The sequence below is a fragment of the Aridibaculum aurantiacum genome, assembly GCF_017355875.1.
GTDB lineage: Bacteria > Bacteroidota > Bacteroidia > Chitinophagales > Chitinophagaceae > Segetibacter > Segetibacter aurantiacus.
This window is the reverse complement of sequence record NZ_JAFEWC010000001.1, coordinates 1,311,063-1,324,524: the sequence shown is the minus strand read 5'-3', so window position 1 is coordinate 1,324,524 and position 13,462 is coordinate 1,311,063. Positions and strand designations below refer to the sequence as shown.

At 42.4% G+C, this 13,462-nt stretch carries 15 protein-coding genes; 8 read left to right on the top strand and 7 right to left on the bottom strand.

From position 1 onward, the window contains the following. Positions 1-4 precede the first annotated feature (4 nt). Complete coding sequence (pepT, locus tag J4N22_RS05420; RefSeq protein ID WP_207492676.1) at positions 5-1,252, bottom strand: peptidase T; 1,248 nt, start codon at positions 1,250-1,252, stop codon at positions 5-7. A gap of 56 nt (positions 1,253-1,308) precedes the next feature. Between pepT and J4N22_RS05415 the strand changes: the two genes are divergently transcribed. Then, on the top strand, positions 1,309-2,154 hold the full coding sequence (locus tag J4N22_RS05415) for a CPBP family intramembrane glutamic endopeptidase (RefSeq protein WP_207492675.1): 846 nt from the start codon (positions 1,309-1,311) through the stop codon (positions 2,152-2,154). 64 nt (positions 2,155-2,218) lie between these two features. Continuing rightward, positions 2,219-2,782, top strand: a complete 564-nt coding sequence (locus J4N22_RS05410; protein WP_207492674.1) for a hypothetical protein — start codon at positions 2,219-2,221, stop codon at positions 2,780-2,782. Positions 2,783-2,853: 71 nt separating this feature from the next. Here the strand turns inward: J4N22_RS05410 and J4N22_RS05405 are convergent, their stop codons facing one another. Next, on the bottom strand, positions 2,854-3,309 hold the full coding sequence (locus tag J4N22_RS05405; RefSeq protein WP_207492673.1) for an FKBP-type peptidyl-prolyl cis-trans isomerase: 456 nt from the start codon (positions 3,307-3,309) through the stop codon (positions 2,854-2,856). A gap of 419 nt (positions 3,310-3,728) precedes the next feature. On the opposite strand from J4N22_RS05405, the gene J4N22_RS05400 reads away from it, so the two are divergent. Then, complete coding sequence (locus J4N22_RS05400) at positions 3,729-5,060, top strand: exo-beta-N-acetylmuramidase NamZ family protein (RefSeq protein WP_242692065.1); 1,332 nt, start codon at positions 3,729-3,731, stop codon at positions 5,058-5,060. A 160-nt stretch (positions 5,061-5,220) separates the two neighbouring features. Further along, complete coding sequence (gene fmt / locus J4N22_RS05395; protein WP_242692064.1) at positions 5,221-6,156, top strand: methionyl-tRNA formyltransferase; 936 nt, start codon at positions 5,221-5,223, stop codon at positions 6,154-6,156. Between the two features lie 67 nt (positions 6,157-6,223). Here fmt and J4N22_RS05390 read toward each other — a convergent pair whose 3' ends face one another. The 5 genes from J4N22_RS05390 to J4N22_RS05370 form a co-directional block, all read right to left on the bottom strand. Next, the gene (locus tag J4N22_RS05390) at positions 6,224-7,453 is read right to left on the bottom strand and encodes a LysM peptidoglycan-binding domain-containing protein (RefSeq protein ID WP_207492672.1); all 1,230 of its coding nucleotides are present in this window, start codon (positions 7,451-7,453) and stop codon (positions 6,224-6,226) included. A gap of 44 nt (positions 7,454-7,497) precedes the next feature. Beyond that, positions 7,498-8,859, bottom strand: coding sequence for a methyltransferase RsmF C-terminal domain-like protein (locus tag J4N22_RS05385; protein ID WP_207492671.1), 1,362 nt, complete (start codon positions 8,857-8,859; stop codon positions 7,498-7,500). A 218-nt stretch (positions 8,860-9,077) separates the two neighbouring features. Then, positions 9,078-9,545: a 30S ribosomal protein S7 gene (gene rpsG, locus J4N22_RS05380; protein WP_207492670.1), complete on the bottom strand. Its 468-nt coding sequence runs from the start codon at positions 9,543-9,545 to the stop codon at positions 9,078-9,080. Between the two features lie 117 nt (positions 9,546-9,662). Then, entirely contained in the window at positions 9,663-10,043 is a 381-nt protein-coding gene (rpsL, locus tag J4N22_RS05375) for a 30S ribosomal protein S12 (protein ID WP_207492669.1), read from the bottom strand. Positions 10,044-10,209: 166 nt separating this feature from the next. Further along, the gene (locus J4N22_RS05370) at positions 10,210-11,277 is read right to left on the bottom strand and encodes a branched-chain amino acid aminotransferase (RefSeq protein WP_207492668.1); all 1,068 of its coding nucleotides are present in this window, start codon (positions 11,275-11,277) and stop codon (positions 10,210-10,212) included. Between the two features lie 66 nt (positions 11,278-11,343). On the opposite strand from J4N22_RS05370, the gene J4N22_RS05365 reads away from it, so the two are divergent. The 4 genes from J4N22_RS05365 to J4N22_RS05350 all read left to right on the top strand — a co-directional run bounded on the left by J4N22_RS05365 (position 11,344) and on the right by J4N22_RS05350 (position 13,443). Continuing rightward, positions 11,344-11,904 carry a hypothetical protein gene (locus J4N22_RS05365; RefSeq protein WP_207492667.1) on the top strand — a complete coding sequence of 187 codons (561 nt, stop codon included), beginning with the start codon at positions 11,344-11,346 and terminating at the stop codon, positions 11,902-11,904. A 37-nt stretch (positions 11,905-11,941) separates the two neighbouring features. Beyond that, a complete protein-coding gene (gene rdgB / locus J4N22_RS05360; protein WP_207492666.1) occupies positions 11,942-12,526 on the top strand; it encodes an RdgB/HAM1 family non-canonical purine NTP pyrophosphatase in 585 nt (194 codons plus the stop codon). A 155-nt stretch (positions 12,527-12,681) separates the two neighbouring features. After that, on the top strand, positions 12,682-13,005 hold the full coding sequence (locus J4N22_RS05355; protein WP_207492665.1) for a hypothetical protein: 324 nt from the start codon (positions 12,682-12,684) through the stop codon (positions 13,003-13,005). 6 nt (positions 13,006-13,011) lie between these two features. Next, entirely contained in the window at positions 13,012-13,443 is a 432-nt protein-coding gene (locus tag J4N22_RS05350) for an acyl-CoA thioesterase (protein ID WP_207492664.1), read from the top strand. The last annotated feature ends 19 nt before the right edge of the window (positions 13,444-13,462 follow it).

Here is a 13,462-nt window from a genome sequence, read left to right as displayed (position 1 = left end):
TACTTTAAGACCTTTCCTCCCATACCTGCACCAGGTTTACCAGTACCTCTACTGCCTTCTGCATATCCTTTACACCTATCCATTCTTTCTTGCTGTGAATGCCTTGCATACCTGTAAACAAGTTCGGACAAGGAAGCCCCATAAAGCTCAACTTACTACCATCGGTGCCACCGCGTATACTTTGCTTGCGCACCGTTAGCCCTGTTCTTCTATATGCTTCTTCTGCATGTGCCACCACTTGTGGATGTTGGTCAAGTACCTCTTTCATATTTCGGTACTGCTCTGTTACTTTAAACTCCATCCTTGCTTTTGGATGACGCTGCAACACCTGCTCAGCAATTGTTTGCAATCGCTCTGCATTTGCCTTCAACCCTTCTCTTGTAAAATCTCTTACTATAAATTCTATGGTTGCCTTTTCTGCAAGACCTTCCATGCGAACAGGGTGCACAAAACCTTCACGACCTTCTGTTGTTTCAGGGCTGAATTCTTTTGCAGGTAAGGATGCTAAAATTTCTCCTGCTATCTTCAAAGCATTAACCAGGTAACCTTTTGCATAACCCGGGTGTGCACTTACACCATGTACAGTGATGACAGCACCATCAGCACTAAAAGTTTCATCTTCCAGTGTACCCTCTTCTCCACCATCTAGAGTATATCCGAAATCTGCACCCAGCTTTTGCATATCCAGCTTTACTGTTCCACGTCCTACTTCTTCATCAGGTGTAAATAATATCTTGATGGTGCCATGCTTTACTTCAGGATGTGTAACCAGATAATTGGCCATGTCCATGATCTCGGCAACTCCTGCTTTATCATCAGCACCCAATAAAGTATCGCCACTTGCAGTTATAATATCATGTCCTATATGCCCCTTCAGGTAAGTAAATTCATTGGCAGACAAAACCTGTGTTGTATCAGCAGGCAGTACTATATCTTCTCCATTATAATTATTATGAAGAATAGGTTTGACACCTGTTCCGCTACAATCGGGTGCTGTATCTACATGGCTACAAAAACAAATCACAGGAACATCTTTATCAGTGTTAGAAGGAATGGTAGCATATACATAACCATATTCATCAGTATGCGCATCGGCTATACCCATGGCCTGCAATTCTTCGGCTAACAGTTTCGAAAGATCCTTTTGCTTTTCAGAAGAAGGAGTATCCATGTTCTGCGGATCGCTTTGCGTATCTACCTGTACATAGCGCATGAACCTTTCGGAACATGTAAAATTGTACGACTGTAACATATCATTTATTTTGGGGCAAATTAATCTATAACACCTACACTTATTCATCTACCATTATGCAGGCTCCACTTATAAAACAAGGATGGTTACGCGTTATAATCTACTTCATCTTGTTGATGCTGGTAGCTTTTTCCGTAAGCTTTCTTGCATCTGAATATATAAGCACGCTAATAGAAGATAACGATACCAAGTTCTTTATCTCCTATATTTTAGTTGCCGCTTCTTTCATAGGTCTTACCGTTTTGGCTAAAAAACATATAGACCGTCAGCCTCTATCTACTTTGGGATTAGAATGGAAAAAACATAAAGAAGATGGTGCAATGGGATTATTCACATCCACCACGCTATTGGCCATAGGCACCATCGTTTTACTTGTAACACATCAATTGGTTTATACCGGTGTGGGTACAGACTTCACTGGTTTATTCATCCAGTTGGGACTAATGTTGATGGTTTCCTTTAGCGAAGAAATTGTGTTCAGGGGTTATATTCTTTACAACCTGATGGAAAGTGCAAATAAATACACTGCACTGATTATATCTGCTGTGTTATTTGCAGTTGTGCATGCTTCCAATCCCAATGCAGGTATATTACCTATTGTAAATGTTTTTCTCGCAGGTGTACTACTTGGTATCAACTTCATTTTTACGCGAAACTTAGCCTTTGCTATCATGTTGCACCTCGGGTGGAATTTTATGCAAGGCGCTATACTTGGATACGAAGTAAGTGGCATTGATACGCCTAATCTTTTGCAGCAATACATTTCAGGGAATGACTTATGGACAGGAGGTGAATTTGGCTTTGAAGGATCTTTACTGTGTACTGTTCTGCTGGTAATGGCAGTAGCTATATGGTGGTACTTATTCTCATTGAAGTATAAAACAGTGAAAAAGGCTGCATAGATTTTCACACCTGTTGTATGGAGTTTTGTTAGTGGTTATATTTCCTATACTAAAACCCCATTAAATGAAAAGATTACTCATTGGCGCTCTTGTTGGCGCTATCCTCATCTTTGGCTGGCAAGGTGCTGCCCGTATGGTTTTTAAATACCATTACGAGGGACTAAAACCGGCACCTAATAGTGATGCCATTCTTGCTACGCTTTCCAGCAATTTACCAGCAGACGGACAGTACTACCTGCCAGACCTGAACCCCGATGCTACACCTGAAGACATGGAAAATTTTGAAAAGCAACATCATGGCAAGCCATGGGCGATCATCAACTTCCACCGCTCGTACGACAGCCGCCAGATGGGCATGCTGATGACAAGACAATTCACTACCATGTTTCTTTCTGTGCTTTTGTTTATTTGGATCGTAGGCAAAAACCCGGGAAGCTTCTCCAGCGTATTCTTCAAAAGTATAGCTGCAGGCATATTTGTTTTTGTTACCGCATGGTACCCGCAAAATATTTGGTGGGAACTGCCGTGGCCTGTACTCCGTGGCGAATTGATTGACCTGCTGGTGGGATGGGCTCTTGCAGGATTGTGGCTTGGCTGGTGGCTCAACAGGAGAACGAGTAGAAGATAGTATATATATCAAAAGTCAAAAGGGAAACCAGAGCTTCCCTTTTGACTTTTGATTTTTGACTTTTGAATTATCTACGGAGTAATGATCAAAGGCTTTTTACCTACGATCTCAACCAGTTCAAGGTCGAATACCAGGTCTTCGCCGGCAAGTGGATGATTTGCATCAAGCAAAACTGTTGCTTCCTGTACTTCGCGAATAACAACTGGAAAATTTTGTCCTGCGCCATTGCTCATGTTCAGTTGCATACCTACTTCCGGTACCATATCAGCCGGGAAACGATCTCTTGGAAACTCCATTACCAGTTCGTCCTGCTTAGGTCCATAAGCCTCATCCACCGGGATGTTGATGGTCTTTTTTTCGCCAACACTCATACCAGTAACGCCACTGTCGAAACCTGGTATAACCTGCCCGCTTCCCACTTCAAACTCCAGCGGCTCGCGGCCTTCACTGCTATCGAATGTAGAACCGTCAGTTAATTTGCCGTGATAATGCACTTTTACTTTATCACCACTTTGTACTTGTTGCATGTGTTTAGTTGTTTGTTCAATTTAGAAAATACTTCATGTTTTTCTATGCTGGTTATTGCAGCCTGTATAGAACAGCGGCACAACAATCTTGCCATTAGAAATTCATAAAGGCGGCAGATGCCTGTATTGTTGTATCTAAGATTATTTGAAAAATCTACAGGTTTTCATAGTTGCAAAGGCATGTCACTCCTGGATCATTGAATGAAAATGCGCTTCATAAACAAGTGTTTGCACAACCTCCTATTTTACCTAAGAGTGGCGATACAGCTTGCATTTTAAAATAAAGATCGGCCGCCAATATTATCTACACGAACAAAGAAGACGGAACAATACTGAATGTTAAACCGGCAAATTAAAACTATTATTCCCCAACTACGGTATGTTTTTTACTTTACTTGCACTACAATAAATGTTGTAGAATGAAACAGATGTTACTATATGCCAGCATGTTATTATTTGTGGCAGCAAATGGCCAGGCGAATAAAAAGCAAAAATCCGCACCTGCGACCAAGGCTAAAACAAGTAGCACCGTTCGACTGGCAGCTGTTACTTCTCAAAAAGCTATTTTACCCGGTGCTACCAATACTGCAGAATATTTTCCTTTATTAAAAGGCAAACGAGTAGGTGTATTTGCCAACCACACTTCCACCATTGGCAATGTTCACCTGGTAGATTCCTTGAAGCGTGCTGGCATCAGCATCACAATGATATTTGGCCCTGAACATGGCTTTAGAGGCACTGCCGATGCCGGTGAAAAAGTAGCCAATTACACTGATAAGCAAACAGGCATCCAGGTGGTTTCATTATATGGAAAAAAGAGGAAGCCAACGGCAGAAGATCTCGCTAATGTTGACATCCTGCTGTTTGACATACAGGATGTAGGTGTGCGGTTTTATACTTACATCTCTTCGCTGCAAGACTTTATGGAAGCTGCCATTGAACATAAGAAACCTTTGATCATTTTGGACCGTCCAAATCCTAATGGACATTATGTAGATGGGCCCGTACTAGATACCACCTTCAGAAGTTTTGTAGGTATGCAAGCTGTTCCTGTAGTGTATGGAATGACCATTGGCGAGTATGCTAACTTCCTGGTGGGCGAAGGATTGTTTGATAAGAATATCATGGCAAAAATGATGATGGACATGGTGAATAACGCATTGAACAAAGACATTGAAGATGGTGCTCCGCCAAAAATCACCGTTATCAAAAACAGGAACTATACCCATAGCAGCAGGTACGAACTGCCGGTGAAGCCTTCACCTAATTTACCTGATGCTGGCAGCGTGGCATGGTATCCATCCACTTGCTTTTTTGAAGGAACAGTATTGAGTGAAGGTCGCGGTACAGACCACCCTTTCCAGGTTTTCGGTCATCCATCCTTACCAAAAAATTTGTATGCTTTTACGCCTACCAGTCGTGAGGGTGCAAAAAATCCAAAGCTTGAAAATAAGCTATGTTATGGATGGAATGTGACCAATGAACCATTACCTGCTAAAAAACTACAACTGAAATATTTGCTGGAGGCTTATAAGCTTTACCCAAACAAGGAAGAGTTTTTCCTTTCGCCAAAGAAAAATAATTTGCAGCCCAATGACTTTTTCTTCAACAAACTAGCAGGAAATGCTGAGCTGATGCAGCAAATAAAAGATGGTAAAAGCGAGGAAGAAATAAGAGCAAGCTGGCAACCACAACTGGAAGCTTTCAAGAAGAAAAGAAAGAAGTATTTGATGTATCCTGATTTTGAATGAGGTTAATAAGTTGACTAGTTGATAAGTTGATATGTATAGCCAGGTGAACGCACTAATGGCTTTCCTTATCAACCTATCAACTTATCAACTCATGAACTTCTCAATTTATTAACCATCAACAACCTATCAACCTATCAACCTACGTGTCAACCACCAACACATGAACCACACCTCTCTCCGCATAATTTTCATGGGCACACCTGAATTTGCTGTTGCATCACTAGATGCTTTGGTGAATGCAGGATGCAATATTGTAGCTGTAGTAACCGCACCTGATAAACCTGCTGGTCGCGGCATGAAGCTTACCCAAAGTGCAGTAAAAACATATGCAGTAGAAAAAGGTCTTAACGTACTGCAGCCGGAGAAGCTGAAAAATCCTGCTTTCATTGAAGAGCTTCAAGCGCTGAAGGCCGACCTGCAGGTGGTGGTTGCTTTTCGCATGCTACCCGAAGTTGTTTGGAACATGCCGCCATTGGGCACTATCAATGTGCATGGATCGCTACTGCCACAGTACCGCGGTGCTGCTCCTATTAATTGGGCAATAATCAATGGAGAGAAAGAAACAGGCGTAACAACTTTTAAACTAAAGCATGAAATAGATACAGGCGATATCCTGCTGCAGGAGAAGATAGCTATAGGAGAAGATGAAACAGCTGGTGAAATACATGACCGGATGAAAGAAGTAGGCGCTCAACTTTTAGTTACTACAGTTAAAGGACTTGCAGAAGGAAGCCTACAGGAAGTGCCACAAGTTTCATTTGCAACGGCTGAACTAAAGCATGCACCTAAGATATTCACCGAAACCTGCACCATCAACTGGAATAGCAGCTGCAATCACATCCACAACCTAATTCGCGGCCTATCCCCTTTTCCCGGGGCACTTTCCCGACTGCAGGAAAAGGTGCTAAAGATCTACAAAAGCAAAAAAGAAATTACCAATCCTTCCATTGCTCCTGGAGAATGGACCACCGACAGCAAAACCTACCTAAAGTTTGCTTGTACAGACGGTTATGTTCATGTAACGGAGCTACAGCTTGAGGGAAAGAAACGGATGTTGGTTGAAGATTTCCTGAGAGGATTTAGAAGCGGTGCATGATGTTATACAGAATATAAAAAAAGCGGCTCTTGTTCTGCAAGAGCCGCTTGTCTTTTAGCTACACCAACTACTGGTAATACGTTACCTGCACCGGGAATTTTGGATCAATAATACCCAGGTAATTGGCAGCTGCATTGTTCATACGCAGCAGCATGTTGTTACTTTCTTTTGTTTCAGGTAAAGCACCCAGCACTTTAGCATAAATCACCTTATCCTGCGTTGAACTGATCTTCACAATAGTACCAGCAGGTATATCATTCATCAGTACATAGTACTTCTTATCCTGCCAGCCACTTGTTGACTTAAATGTGCCTGCATCACCTGCTTTATTCACCAAAGATTTATCAGCCGCATCTGCATTGTAAAAGGGGCTAAATGCGCCTTCATCGCTAGCCACGCCACCTGCTGTAGCCATAGAAGATGTACTTACTGATGTAGAAGGAGCTTGTACAGGCGCATCTTTAGGTTGAACCTTTTCCACTACAGGCTCTTCTTGTTTCTTTTCTGTTACAACCGCTACAGGTTCTGTTTTTTCTGCAACAGCTGGTTTTTCTGTAACAGCTGCTTTTTCTGCAATAATCTCCACCTGCTTTATTGTATCATTAGCCGCAGTATTAGCTACAGTTTCACTTGCTGGAGGGACTACTACGTCTGCTGCCTTTGCTACCGGCTGTTCTGAAACTGGTTTCACTGTTTCCTTTTGCTCCTGTGCTTCATCTGCAGGTTTGGCCGCTACAGTTTCCTGTGTTACTACACCCGCAACAGGAGCTGTGGTAGCTGCTGTAGTAGCGACTATATCAAACTTTACATCAGAAGCTGGTATAGCGCGGAAAGCTGTTTCGTGCTCCTTCTTTACCCGAAGATTACCTACCACCAGTGGCGCCCCTACTTCAATTACATCAGAAGAAAGCTTATTCCACTGCCTTAGGTTTTCAAGAGGCGTAGCATGGTTGTTACCTATCCTGAAAAGCGTTTCATTCTTAGTTACCACATGGTACACAGGCACCAGGGTTTCATCGGGAGTTGGTGCACCTGTTACATCAAAATTGGCTGGTGTAAGCGGTATTTTCAATGTCTGCCCAATAGCCAGTCCTTTTTCTAATGTAGTGTGATTGAAAGAAGCAATAGCTTTTGGATGTTGATTATAGATCCTCCCAATGCTGTAGAAGTTTTCTTTAGGTGACACAATGTGCGTCAGGTAAAGGTTTGGCGTGATGCCTTCTACCAGCACATTTGCTTTTTGTGCAAAAAGGGATGTTGTATAAAAAAACAGAAGGGTGAATAACAACTTTTTCATGGCTGCAAATAGGTTACATGTAAGTTTTAAAAAACGGGGCGAAGTTAAGGTATTAAAATCCTCCAGTTGGTGGGGTAATAGTTATTAACCCGTGTGGGTAAAACCTTTGCCCAGCCTAGGTTTATTCCCTGGTGACGCATTAACGACCAACCTTTTTGGGCAGTAGATAAAACAAGGTCCTGGCGCTTTAGATAACGTAAGGCTTCTTCCTTGTCCAGGTCTGCAACAACAATGTGTTGGTGAAGCAAAGACGACAAGGCAAATTCATGATGAGGAATAAGATCTTTTCCTTTGAAGTTGCCGATGGCCACACCAGATTTTCGTACAGATAAATTTTTCTGAACGATTGCAAACGACTCAGCCCACCTAGCAGGAATGGCTACTATATTTTCTTTTTGTACAAAAAGGGTTGATGCTTCCGGCTCCTGCAGCCAGGAATTTACCTGCTCCTGTTCATTTCTGGTTAGTAGTTGCAATTTATTTGCAGGTGCATAGTATTCTTCTACAGGATTCTCTTGCCTGAAACAAGCGATAAAAAGACCTTCTCCTTTTACTTTATCAGGGTAAAAACGATAGCCGCTGGCACCATGAACTGGTGAAATAGTTTCTGTGACACCCCATCCTGGTTCTGTAGCTACGGCTACAGGTGTTAGTCTGAACGTGTCAACGATCCAGTCGCAGATGTCTTCGTTTTCTTGTTTGCTATAACTGCACGTGCTGTAAATCAGGTAACCATCACGACGTAGCGAAGGAATGGCATCGGTAAGTATGCGTTGTTGGCGCAGGCTGCACATTTGTACATTGTTCTCGCTCCATTCTTCTATAGCTGCAGGATCTTTTCTAAAAAGCCCGCTGCCACTGCAGGGCGCATCCACTACCATCAGGTCAAAGAAAGCAGGGAGACGAGTAAAATCTTTGGGATCGTTGTTCGTAACAACTACATGTTCGCTGCCCCACTTGCTGATGTTTTCTGCCAGCACGCTTACACGCGTCTTTATTACCTCGTTGGAAACAATGAAGCTATTGGGTAAAGCTGCGGCTACAAGTGTACTCTTACCACCTGGTGCCCCGCAAAGATCCAATACATGCCTCGGCTGCTCATCTGTATAAACCTGCCTGATAACATGATGCAGAAACATGGAGCTTGCTTCCTGCACATAATAAGCTCCTCCATGAAAAACAGGATCGAGCGTGAAGGATGGACGTGCAGGTAAATACCTGCCATATTCGCACCATGGCACTTGCTCTGAACCAGCGAAATGATCAGCTGTAATGGGCTTGGCCGGGTTTAGCCGCACCGATGTTACCTGTTCCTTGCTAGTATGCACATCAATGAATGACTGTTCATCAAAACCGGGTAAGCCTTCTAGGTCGTGCAATAGCTGCTGTGGTAGGTGATGTTGCAAAGGGTAATTGATTAGTGGCGCAAAAGTATCTTATTCTGCAGAGTAAACAGGTGATGCGGATTGGCTGAATAGCGAACAAACCGTACAAGTGTGCGACGCAAGAAAAGCTGAAAAATGTGCCAATGCTGGCTACATCATCTTACTTAACTTCTTGCTTAGATGAAAAACAAAAACCCCGGCAAAAGCCAGGGTTGGGTGGTATACAAATGCTATTGTAATTAAACTTTGAAGTGAGAGAACGCTTTGTTCGCTTCAGCCATACGGTGTGTATCTTCTTTCTTTTTGAAAGCGCCACCTTCACCTTTGCTAGCTGCAACGATCTCGTTAGCAAGTTTCTCAGCCATGCTGCGACCATTTCTTTCGCGGCTAAAGCGGATCAACCATTTGATGCTTAGAGAAACCTTACGATCAGGACGAACCTCAGAAGGAATTTGGAAAGTAGCACCACCGATACGACGGCTACGTACTTCTACTCCAGGTGTTACATTCTGCAATGCTCTTTTCCAGATCTCGTATCCATCTTCACCTGTTTGCTTTGCTACTTTATCAAGTGCATCGTAGAAAATAGTAAGTGCGATGCTCTTCTTTCCTTCCCACATCAGGTTGTTTACAAAACGGGTAACCAGTTTGTCGTTAAACTTTGGATCTGGCGCCAGGGGGATCTTTTTCGGTTGCGTTTTACGCATGGTTTCTTATTTATTGCAGCTTCTGCTGCTTAAGTGTTATAAAAATCTGAGTATAGAGTAAGCGATAGTGTTTCTAACCTTTTTTACCAGGTCGGTAACTTAGATCTTACTACTGTACTACTTCTTTGCTTTTTCTTTCTTAGTTCCGTATTTAGAACGAGACTGCTTACGGTCTTTTACACCGGCAGTATCAAGGCTACCACGAACGATGTGGTAACGAACACCTGGTAAATCTTTCACACGACCACCACGGATCAATACGATAGAGTGCTCTTGCAGGTTGTGACCTTCACCTGGGATGTAGGCAATAACCTCTACTTTATTTGTCAAACGAACTTTAGCTACTTTACGAAGAGCTGAGTTTGGCTTCTTTGGAGTTGTTGTATATACCCTAGTACACACACCACGACGTTGAGGACAAGCATCAAGAGCTCTTGATTTGCTCTTTGCTTTGATGATTTCTCTACCTTTTCTAACTAATTGCTGTATTGTAGGCATTTGTAACCTTTTATATTTTTTCGGACGGCAAAGGTAAGGGTGAAGTTGGTAATAACAAAAATGTTTTCAATCAATTTTTCACACCCTAACAAAAATTTACCGCGTATGGTAAAAAAACAACTGGCTTCACTGGTAAAGTGAAGCCAGTACTATTATTCTATTATTTCTAGATCTTGTACATCCAGCCGTGATTATCGGCAGTTTTTCCGTAGCGGATGTCGTTCAATCGCTTTTTCAATTCTGGTGCTATCCTCCATTTATTTGTATCAAACTCCATTACATAATCCTTGTAACGCAATTCTTGTATAAGTGTAATGGTGGCGGCAGTACCTGTACCAAATACTTCAAACAGTGCACCTGCTTTGTGAGCCTCAATCAGGTTGTCGATGTGAACACGTTCTGTATCGATAACCTCGAAGCCCATTTCGCGCAGGATGGTGATAGAACTATCGCGGGTTACACCTCCTAGTATGGTTCCCAAAGTAAGCTCAGGCGTGTATGCTTTATCTCCAATGATGAAGAATACATTCATGGTTCCAATCTCCTGGACATATTTATGCTCGAAAGCATCCGTCCAAAGCACCTGGTCGTAACCTTTGTTTTTTGCTTCGGTTGTTGCCAGCATACTTGCGCCGTAGTTACCTGCGGCTTTAGCATAACCTATACCGCCAGGAGCAGCACGTGTATATTTTTCTTCTACATAAATCCGCATTGGCTTATTGTAGTAAGGACCAGTTGGACTTAGGATGATCATGAATTTGTATTTCTCTGAAGGCTTCACTCCTATCACCGGGTCGGTGCTGAACATGAACGGGCGGATATATAAAGAGTGGTCTTCCTGTGAAGGGATCCAGTTCTTATCAATATCTACCAGCATACGCATGCCTTCCATAAAAATGTCTTCAGGCACTGCAGGCATTTGCATTCTCTCTGCTGAAAGATTGAAACGCTTGTAATTGTCGTGTGGTCTGAAGATAAAAGCATTACCTGCGGGATCTTTGTACGCTTTTATACCTTCAAAAATAGCCTGGCCATAATGTATAGCGGCAGTAGAGGGTTCCAACAATAGTGGTTGGTAAGGTTTGATCTCAATGTTCTTCCATTCTCCATCCTCATAATCAGCTTCTAACATATGGTCGGTGTAGTACTTTCCGAAAGGAAGATTCTCCAACGACATAGTGTTTAGCTTACTTGTACTCACCTTCTGAACATTAATATCCATGGCTGCAATCATAATAACTAAATTTGCTGCAAAGTAAATCAAAATTGCCCGGTCAGGTCAACTAAAAGTCATCCCCCAATGAGTTTTGAGAATATTCAATTGCCAGAATTCTTACTTGCAGATTTATACAAAGATTGTTTGGTAGAGTTAGAAAATATCGAAGTTTCACCGGCTACTACAGTAACGGCGGCTCCCGTAGAAGTGGCTAAACAAGAAGCAGTTGCAGAAAAAACCGCATTGAAGTACCTGGGAGAAAACAAACGTAATGTGGCTATCCTCGTTAAATCTTCTGACGCTGCATTTGTAACGGAAAGTGACCTTCAATTTTTAACGAATGTTTTGAAGGCATGCCAGCTTAACCTTGCGGATATAGCCATTGTAAATACAGACCAACAGCCGGTGCAATACAATGCTCTCCTATCAGAATTGAAGCCAAAGCATGTAATACTTTTTGATGTAGAACCGGCTGCCATCAAACTTCCTTTTGCCTTCCCGGATTTCCAACCGCAATCGCATGGCGACATTCAATTCTTGAAGGCTCCAGCTCTTAATAATATTAACCTACCTAGTCAAGATGCAAAGGTGCTGAAGACAAAATTGTGGATCAGCCTGCAAAAAATATTCGGTCTAACCAGCTAATGGAATAATTGTTGTTCTCGGGAACCAAACCTTGCACATGAGGACAATCATCTTTGCGACCAATAACAGTAATAAGATATACGAGGTAGAGAACCTGGTGGGCGACCTATATAATGTGCTATCGCTAAAAGCAGCAGGTATTGATATAGATATTCCAGAACCACATGCTACTCTTGAAGCAAATGCCCGTGAAAAGTCGGAGACGATCTACCGCCTTACAGGAAAAGATTGTTTTAGTGAAGACACAGGACTAGAGGTAGCAGCATTAAGAGGAGAACCTGGCGTACGTAGTGCACGGTATGCAGGCGAGAACAAATCATCAGCAGATAATATTGAAAAGGTTCTCCGTTTACTTAATGGCCAGGCAAATCGTAAAGCACGTTTTCGTACCATTGTTTCGCTCATCATGGATGGAAAGGAACACCAGTTTGAAGGCATCTGCGAAGGCAAGATCATAGAGCAGCCACGTGGCGATGCCGGATTTGGATACGATCCCATTTTTGTACCTGATGGTGCTGAAATGACATTTGCGGAAATGTCGCTACAAGAAAAGAATACATACAGCCACAGGAAGAAGGCGATCGCACAATTACTGGCATATCTTTCCCTGCATGGGAATTAACTATCCCTTTTATAGAACCTTGGCAACAAAACTGCAACCTTATTAAAAACACTGGCGTCTGTACAATAAATGCGGTTAATTCTGCATTATTAATTAACCTTCTGAAGAAAGACATTTACAGGGGTGTGAACCTTTCTTCAATAAAGGCTTTGACCATGAAAAGGAAAAATACCACCAACACTGTTAAGCCTGTAGTAACCGGCGAGCAGGTTTTTCATCCCTCCAATTTGAAAGACAACGATTCTAAAAACCATTTTTTAAAGTCTTCCATTCCTAATCCGACCATGACTGAACAATTTGCTGTACCTCCTCCGCATATCTGGAGAAATATTGAAAAGATATTGGATGAACAGGATCAGGCTAAGGCAGCGAATGTTGCCGTTGGTTATGCTCCTGCCAAGCCTGCAAAAAAGCAAGGGCTGTTTATTACTACTTTTGGCCTCTCTGTTGTTTTGTGCTTATTCTTCTATTTTTCTTAATGCAGGATGGAAAGAGTAAAGGTTCAACTGCCGGGAGAATTTCCATTCAGCACTAACATACGTATACGAATAACTGACCTCAATTATGGTGGTCATGTAGGCAACGACTCATTTTTGTCGCTGGTACATGAAGCAAGGCAGCAATTCCTGCATCACTTTGGCTATAGCGAAATGAATGTTGGCGGAGTAAGCCTGATAATGGCTGACGTAGCCATTGAATACAAGGCCGAATTGAATTACGGGAACGAAGTAAAAATATCTGTAGCAGCCGGCGGCTTCGACAGGTTAGGATTTGATATCTACTACCTCCTGGAGATAATTACACCTGATAAAATGATAACAGCAGGCAAAGTAAAAACAGGTATGCTGTGCTTCGATTACCAGCAGAAGAAAAAAGTAGCTGTTCCTGCTGAAGCTATTGAAAGAATGACCAAATAAAAAAGCATGTAGTTATTCA